Here is a 4,895-nt window from a genome sequence, read left to right as displayed (position 1 = left end):
ACGCGCACCTCGCGCAGGTAGCGCTTCGGCTCGGCGCCCTGCTTGTCGAAGTGACCCTGCATGGGCTTGTTCACACGACGGGGCTTGATGTAGCCGAAGCCCATCTGCACAGCCTCGTAGCCGTCGGTGTCGACCGTCTTCACCTGGCACACCGTGTTCGGCTCGGCCTGGATGACGGTAACCGGGACGATGCGGTCCTGGTCGTCGAAGATCTGGGTCATGCCGATCTTCTTGCCGTAGATAGCGTTAATCATGTCCCAAACCTCCTTACAGCTTGATCTCGATGTCAACGCCAGCAGGGAGATCGAGGCGCATCAGGGAGTCCACGGTGTTGGGCGTGGGCTCGAGGATGTCGATCAGACGCTTGTGCGTACGCATCTCGAACTGCTCGCGGGAGTCCTTGTCCACGTGGGGCGAGCGGATGACGCAGTACAGGTTGCGCTCCGTCGGCAGCGGAATAGGACCGGAAACCTTGGCACCCGTCTTCTGAGCGGTATCGACGATGAGGCGCGTGGACTGATCCACGATCTCATGATCGTACCCCTTCAGGCGGATGCGAATCTTTTGACTAGCCACTTACTTTACCTCCAATGAAGTGCGGGGGCGCCTTAGGCGTTGCCGCCGGCCTTGCTGATAATCTCGTCTTGCACGGACTTGGGCACCGGCTCGTAGGAATCGAACTGCATGGTGTACACCGCGCGGCCCTGAGTGCCGCTGCGCAGGTCGGTTGCGTAGCCGAACATGTTGCCCAGCGGAACCTTGGCCTCGATGACCACGGCAGAACCGCGCTGCTCCTGGCCCTGAATGAGGCCACGGCGAGACGGGATGTCGCCCATGACAAAGCCCGTGTACTCCTCGGGGGTTTCCACCTCGACGGCCATAACCGGCTCGAGGATGACCGGGTTGGACTTGCGCAGGGCGTCCTTGATGGCCATGGAGCCGGCCACCTTAAAGGCAGCCTCGGAGGAGTCAACGTCATGGTAGGAGCCGTCGATGAGCTCGACCTTCACGTCCTCGACGGGATATCCTGCCAGAACGCCGGAGTTCAGCGCCTCCTGGATGCCCTTGTCGATGGAGGGGATGTACTCCTTCGGCACGACGCCGCCCACGATCTTGTTGACGAACTCGTAGCCCTTGCCCGGCTCCTGCGGGTACATGTTGATGACCGCATGGCCGTACTGGCCGCGACCACCGGACTGGCGCACGAACTTGCCCTCGGCGTTCATGACCTCCTTGCCCGGACGCTCGCGGTAGGCAACCTGGGGCTTGCCCACGTTGGCCTCGACCTTGAACTCGCGCAGCAGACGGTCGATGATGATCTCGAGGTGCAGCTCGCCCATGCCGGCGATGATGGTCTGGCCGGTCTCGTGGTTGGTGGACACGCGGAAGGTGGGGTCCTCCTCGGCCAGCTTCTGCAGAGCGATGGCCATCTTGTCCTGCTCGGCCTTGGTCTTGGGCTCCACGGCGATGTCGATAACGGGATCGGCGAACTCCATGGACTCCAGGATGATGGGGGCGTTCTCGGCGCAGAGGGTGTCACCGGTGGAGGTGTCCTTCAGGCCCACGACGGCAACGATGTCGCCGGCGGACACGGCGTCGATGTCAACGCGCTGGTTGGAGTGCATCTGCAGCAAGCGGCCGATACGCTCCTTCTTGTCCTTCGTGGCATTCAGCACGTAGCTGCCGGCATCCAGGTGACCAGAGTACACGCGCAGGTAGGTGAGCTTGCCCACGTAGGGGTCGGTCATGATCTTGAAGGCCAGAGAAGAGAACGGCGCCTTCGGATCGGCGGGACGCTCCTCCTCCTCGCCCGTCTCGGGGTTGGTGCCCTTGATGGGCGGAATGTCAACGGGGGACGGCATGTAGTCGACCACGGCGTCGAGCAGCTCCTGCACGCCCTTGTTCTTGTAGGCGGAGCCCACGAACACGGGGTTGATCTGGCAGGCGATAACACCCTTGCGGATGGCGGCCTTCAGCTCGTCGACGGAGATCTCCTCCTCCATGATGACCTTCTCCATGAGCTCGTCGTCGCAGTCGGCGGCAGCGTCCAGGAGCTCCTGGCGATACAGCTCGGCGTCCTCGAGGAACTCGGCGGGGATGGCATCCATGGGCTCGGGGTAGGTCATGCCCTTGTCATCGGCCTTGAAGTCCCAAGCGGTCATGGTAACCAGGTCGATGATGCCCCAGAAGTTGTCCTCGGCGCCCATGGGCAGCTGAGCGGCAACGGCGGGGGCGTCCAGACGGTCGCGCATGGTCTGGATGGCGTGGATGAAGTCGGCACCCACGCGGTCGTACTTGTTGATGAAGGCGATGCGGGGCACGCCGTAACGCTCGGCCTGGCGCCACACCGTCTCGGACTGGGGCTGCACGCCGGCAACGGCGTCGAACACAGCGACGGTGCCGTCGAGCACGCGCAGAGAGCGCTCCACCTCGGCCGTGAAGTCCACGTGGCCGGGGGTGTCGATGATCTGGAAGCGGTACTCCTTGCCGTCGGCCTTGCCGCCGGGGTACTTCCAGAAGCAGGTGGTGGCAGCGGCGGTAATGGTCACGCCGCGCTCCTGCTCCTGAACCATCCAGTCCATGGTGGCAGCGCCGTCGTGCACCTCGCCGATCTTGTGGGTCTTGCCCGTGTAGTAAAGGATGCGCTCGGTCGTGGTGGTCTTGCCTGCATCAATGTGGGCCATGATGCCGATATTGCGCGTGTCCTTCAGATCGATTTTAGCCATTTATATCACCAGCCCTAGAAGCGGTAGTGCGAGAACGCACGGTTGGCTTCGGCCATCTTGTACATGTCCTCGCGCTTCTTCACGGCAGCGCCGGTGTTCTCGGAGGCGTCGATGATCTCGTTGGCGAGACGCTCGCGCATGGTGTGCTCCTTGCGCTTACGAGAGAAGTCGACGATCCAGCGGATAGCGAGGGTGGTGGCGCGACGGGAGTTGACCTCCATCGGCACCTGGTAGGTGGCGCCGCCCACGCGCTTCGGCTTGCACTCGAGGGTGGGGCGGACGTTGTCCATGGCCTTCTTGAACACGGCCAGCGGGTCTTCGCCGGTCTTCTCCTGGACCAGGTCGAAGGCGCCGTAGACGATGTTCTCGGCGATGGACTTCTTGCCGTCAAGCAGGACCTTGTTGATGAGCTGCGTGACGAGACGGTTGTTAAACTTTGCGTCCGGCTGCGTTTCGCGGCGGACTGCTGCTGCACGACGCGGCATTAAGTTCTCCTTTTTTCTTCTGCGCGCTTCGGGGCCTTGTGCCCATTAGGTCGGTTGGGGCTTCCTACCCTGACGTTACCGGCCCGCGCGTCTTAACGAACGTTATTTGGGGCGCTTGGCGCCATAGCGGCTGCGAGCCTGCTTGCGGTTGTCCACAGCGGCGCAGTCCAGCGTGCCACGGATGACCTTGTAACGGACGCCAGGAAGGTCCTTTACACGACCACCGCGGATGAGCACCATGGAGTGCTCCTGGAGATTGTGGCCCTCGCCGGGGATGTAGGCCGTAACCTCCATACCGTTGACGAGACGCACACGGCAGACCTTACGAAGAGCCGAGTTCGGCTTCTTGGGGGTGGTGGTGTACACGCGAGTGCACACGCCGCGCTTCTGCGGGTTGCCCTTCAGAGCCGGGGTCTTCGACTTGTCGACCGCCTTCTTGCGGCCCTTGCGGACCAGCTGATTAATTGTAGGCAAGACTCTTTTCCTTTCCTTTATCCACGAGCTTACACTGCACAAAACAAGCGCCTCTTAAAGGCGCGAGGGAGCATATTACGGGTGTTACAGCCGTGTGTCAAACGCCACGCACCCGGGCGTATCCATACCCTCCGACGAGCGGCACAAAACGTTCACAAACAGTGTCCGGCGGGGGCGGTGGGCGCCGGGGGCCGGGGTGGGGCCCGACAGGAGTGGAGGCGGGGCCTGGGGGGCTACGGCGACCTGGGAGGGGGATGACGGTACCGAATCCCCTATTCTTGGCGAAAACATTTGACGGTTATGAACTGGTAATTCGCGACTTTTACCTGGTCAGAAACATGCCACGAAGGGACAATTCGGTTCCCTCTGTCGGCCCTCAGGAGGAAACCGCTATAATTGACTCCCCGTCTCTTCCCCTTTCGGCTGAAAGAGAGTTCTGCATGCCTTCCACGAGAACCATTCAATCGGGCGTTACCGCCGTTGTTGCCCAGATACGTCAAACTTGGCCGTTGATTGTTGCCCTGACGGGGCTCTGGGGCTATCTCTACCTTATTCTTTGGACGGACCTTTTCTCTCTCAGGGGCAGCTTTAACTTCGATTTGCTTAACATCGTGAGCCCCTGGACGGTCTCCGCCATCGGCAACGGCCTGGGGCTTCTTCTGTGCTGGCGCCTCGCGCGCACTCAGGGCCCCTGGCTTACCAGCGCCCACGCCGCCGCTGGCGAAGCAGTCCTGATGATGCTGGCTGCAGCGCTCATGTTTCCCCTCATGATTATCGATCATGGTGCAACTGAGGTGCTGTATTACCTCGGCGCATCTTTGAGCGGCCTGGGCACCTCCTTCGCCATGGCCACCCTCGCCCTCTCCCTCACACGCAAACCTCCTTTCTTTTCCGCCATCGCCATTTGCGTGTCGTCCTTAGCCGGACTCGTGCTTTGCGGAGGCGCAGTGATCCTGCTTGTGCCCTGGGCAGCGCGTCTTCTTACCACCCTTACCCCTCTGGCTCTCTATTTCGGGCTGCGGCGCGGGACGCTTAGCAACGTAGAAGCCGATACGACGCGGGCAAACTTCCCTGAAGAGGCCCCCGCAAACCCCGTTACGTCCACCGCCTCTTCCAGTCCTCGTCTCTCAGCCCCCGCCTTTCTCGCCTTTCTCTTGGTGATCGGCCTTTCCCTGGGAGTCATCATGGCGACGGCCCTGGCCTCTCTGGT

The 4,895-nt window shown here is 61.9% G+C and carries 5 protein-coding genes and 1 pseudogene; 1 reads left to right on the top strand and 5 read right to left on the bottom strand.

Annotation, left to right across the window (positions count from 1 at the left end; all coding sequences use genetic code 11):
• The 5 genes and pseudogenes from rplC to rpsL form a co-directional block, all read right to left on the bottom strand.
• Positions 1–254, bottom strand: a pseudogene (gene rplC, locus QZ307_RS10735) (50S ribosomal protein L3); the annotation flags it as partial.
• 13 nt (positions 255–267) lie between these two features.
• Positions 268–576 carry a 30S ribosomal protein S10 gene (gene rpsJ / locus QZ307_RS10730; RefSeq protein WP_275206547.1) on the bottom strand — a complete coding sequence of 103 codons (309 nt, stop codon included), beginning with the start codon at positions 574–576 and terminating at the stop codon, positions 268–270.
• Between the two features lie 32 nt (positions 577–608).
• The gene (fusA, locus tag QZ307_RS10725; RefSeq protein ID WP_295999698.1) at positions 609–2,726 is read right to left on the bottom strand and encodes an elongation factor G; all 2,118 of its coding nucleotides are present in this window, start codon (positions 2,724–2,726) and stop codon (positions 609–611) included.
• Between the two features lie 14 nt (positions 2,727–2,740).
• Positions 2,741–3,211 (bottom strand): 30S ribosomal protein S7, encoded by a 471-nt coding sequence (gene rpsG / locus QZ307_RS10720; protein ID WP_295999697.1) that lies wholly within the window; start codon positions 3,209–3,211, stop codon positions 2,741–2,743.
• A gap of 102 nt (positions 3,212–3,313) precedes the next feature.
• Positions 3,314–3,685: a 30S ribosomal protein S12 gene (rpsL, locus tag QZ307_RS10715; protein WP_275206544.1), complete on the bottom strand. Its 372-nt coding sequence runs from the start codon at positions 3,683–3,685 to the stop codon at positions 3,314–3,316.
• A gap of 440 nt (positions 3,686–4,125) precedes the next feature.
• Between rpsL and QZ307_RS10710 the strand changes: the two genes are divergently transcribed.
• A partial coding sequence (locus tag QZ307_RS10710; protein ID WP_295999694.1) for a hypothetical protein occupies positions 4,126–4,895 on the top strand: 770 nt, incomplete at its 3' end.

The sequence above is a fragment of the uncultured Adlercreutzia sp. genome (assembly GCA_910585575.1).
Taxonomy (GTDB): Bacteria; Actinomycetota; Coriobacteriia; order Coriobacteriales; family Eggerthellaceae; genus Adlercreutzia.
This window is presented reverse-complemented; position numbering and strand designations above follow the sequence as displayed.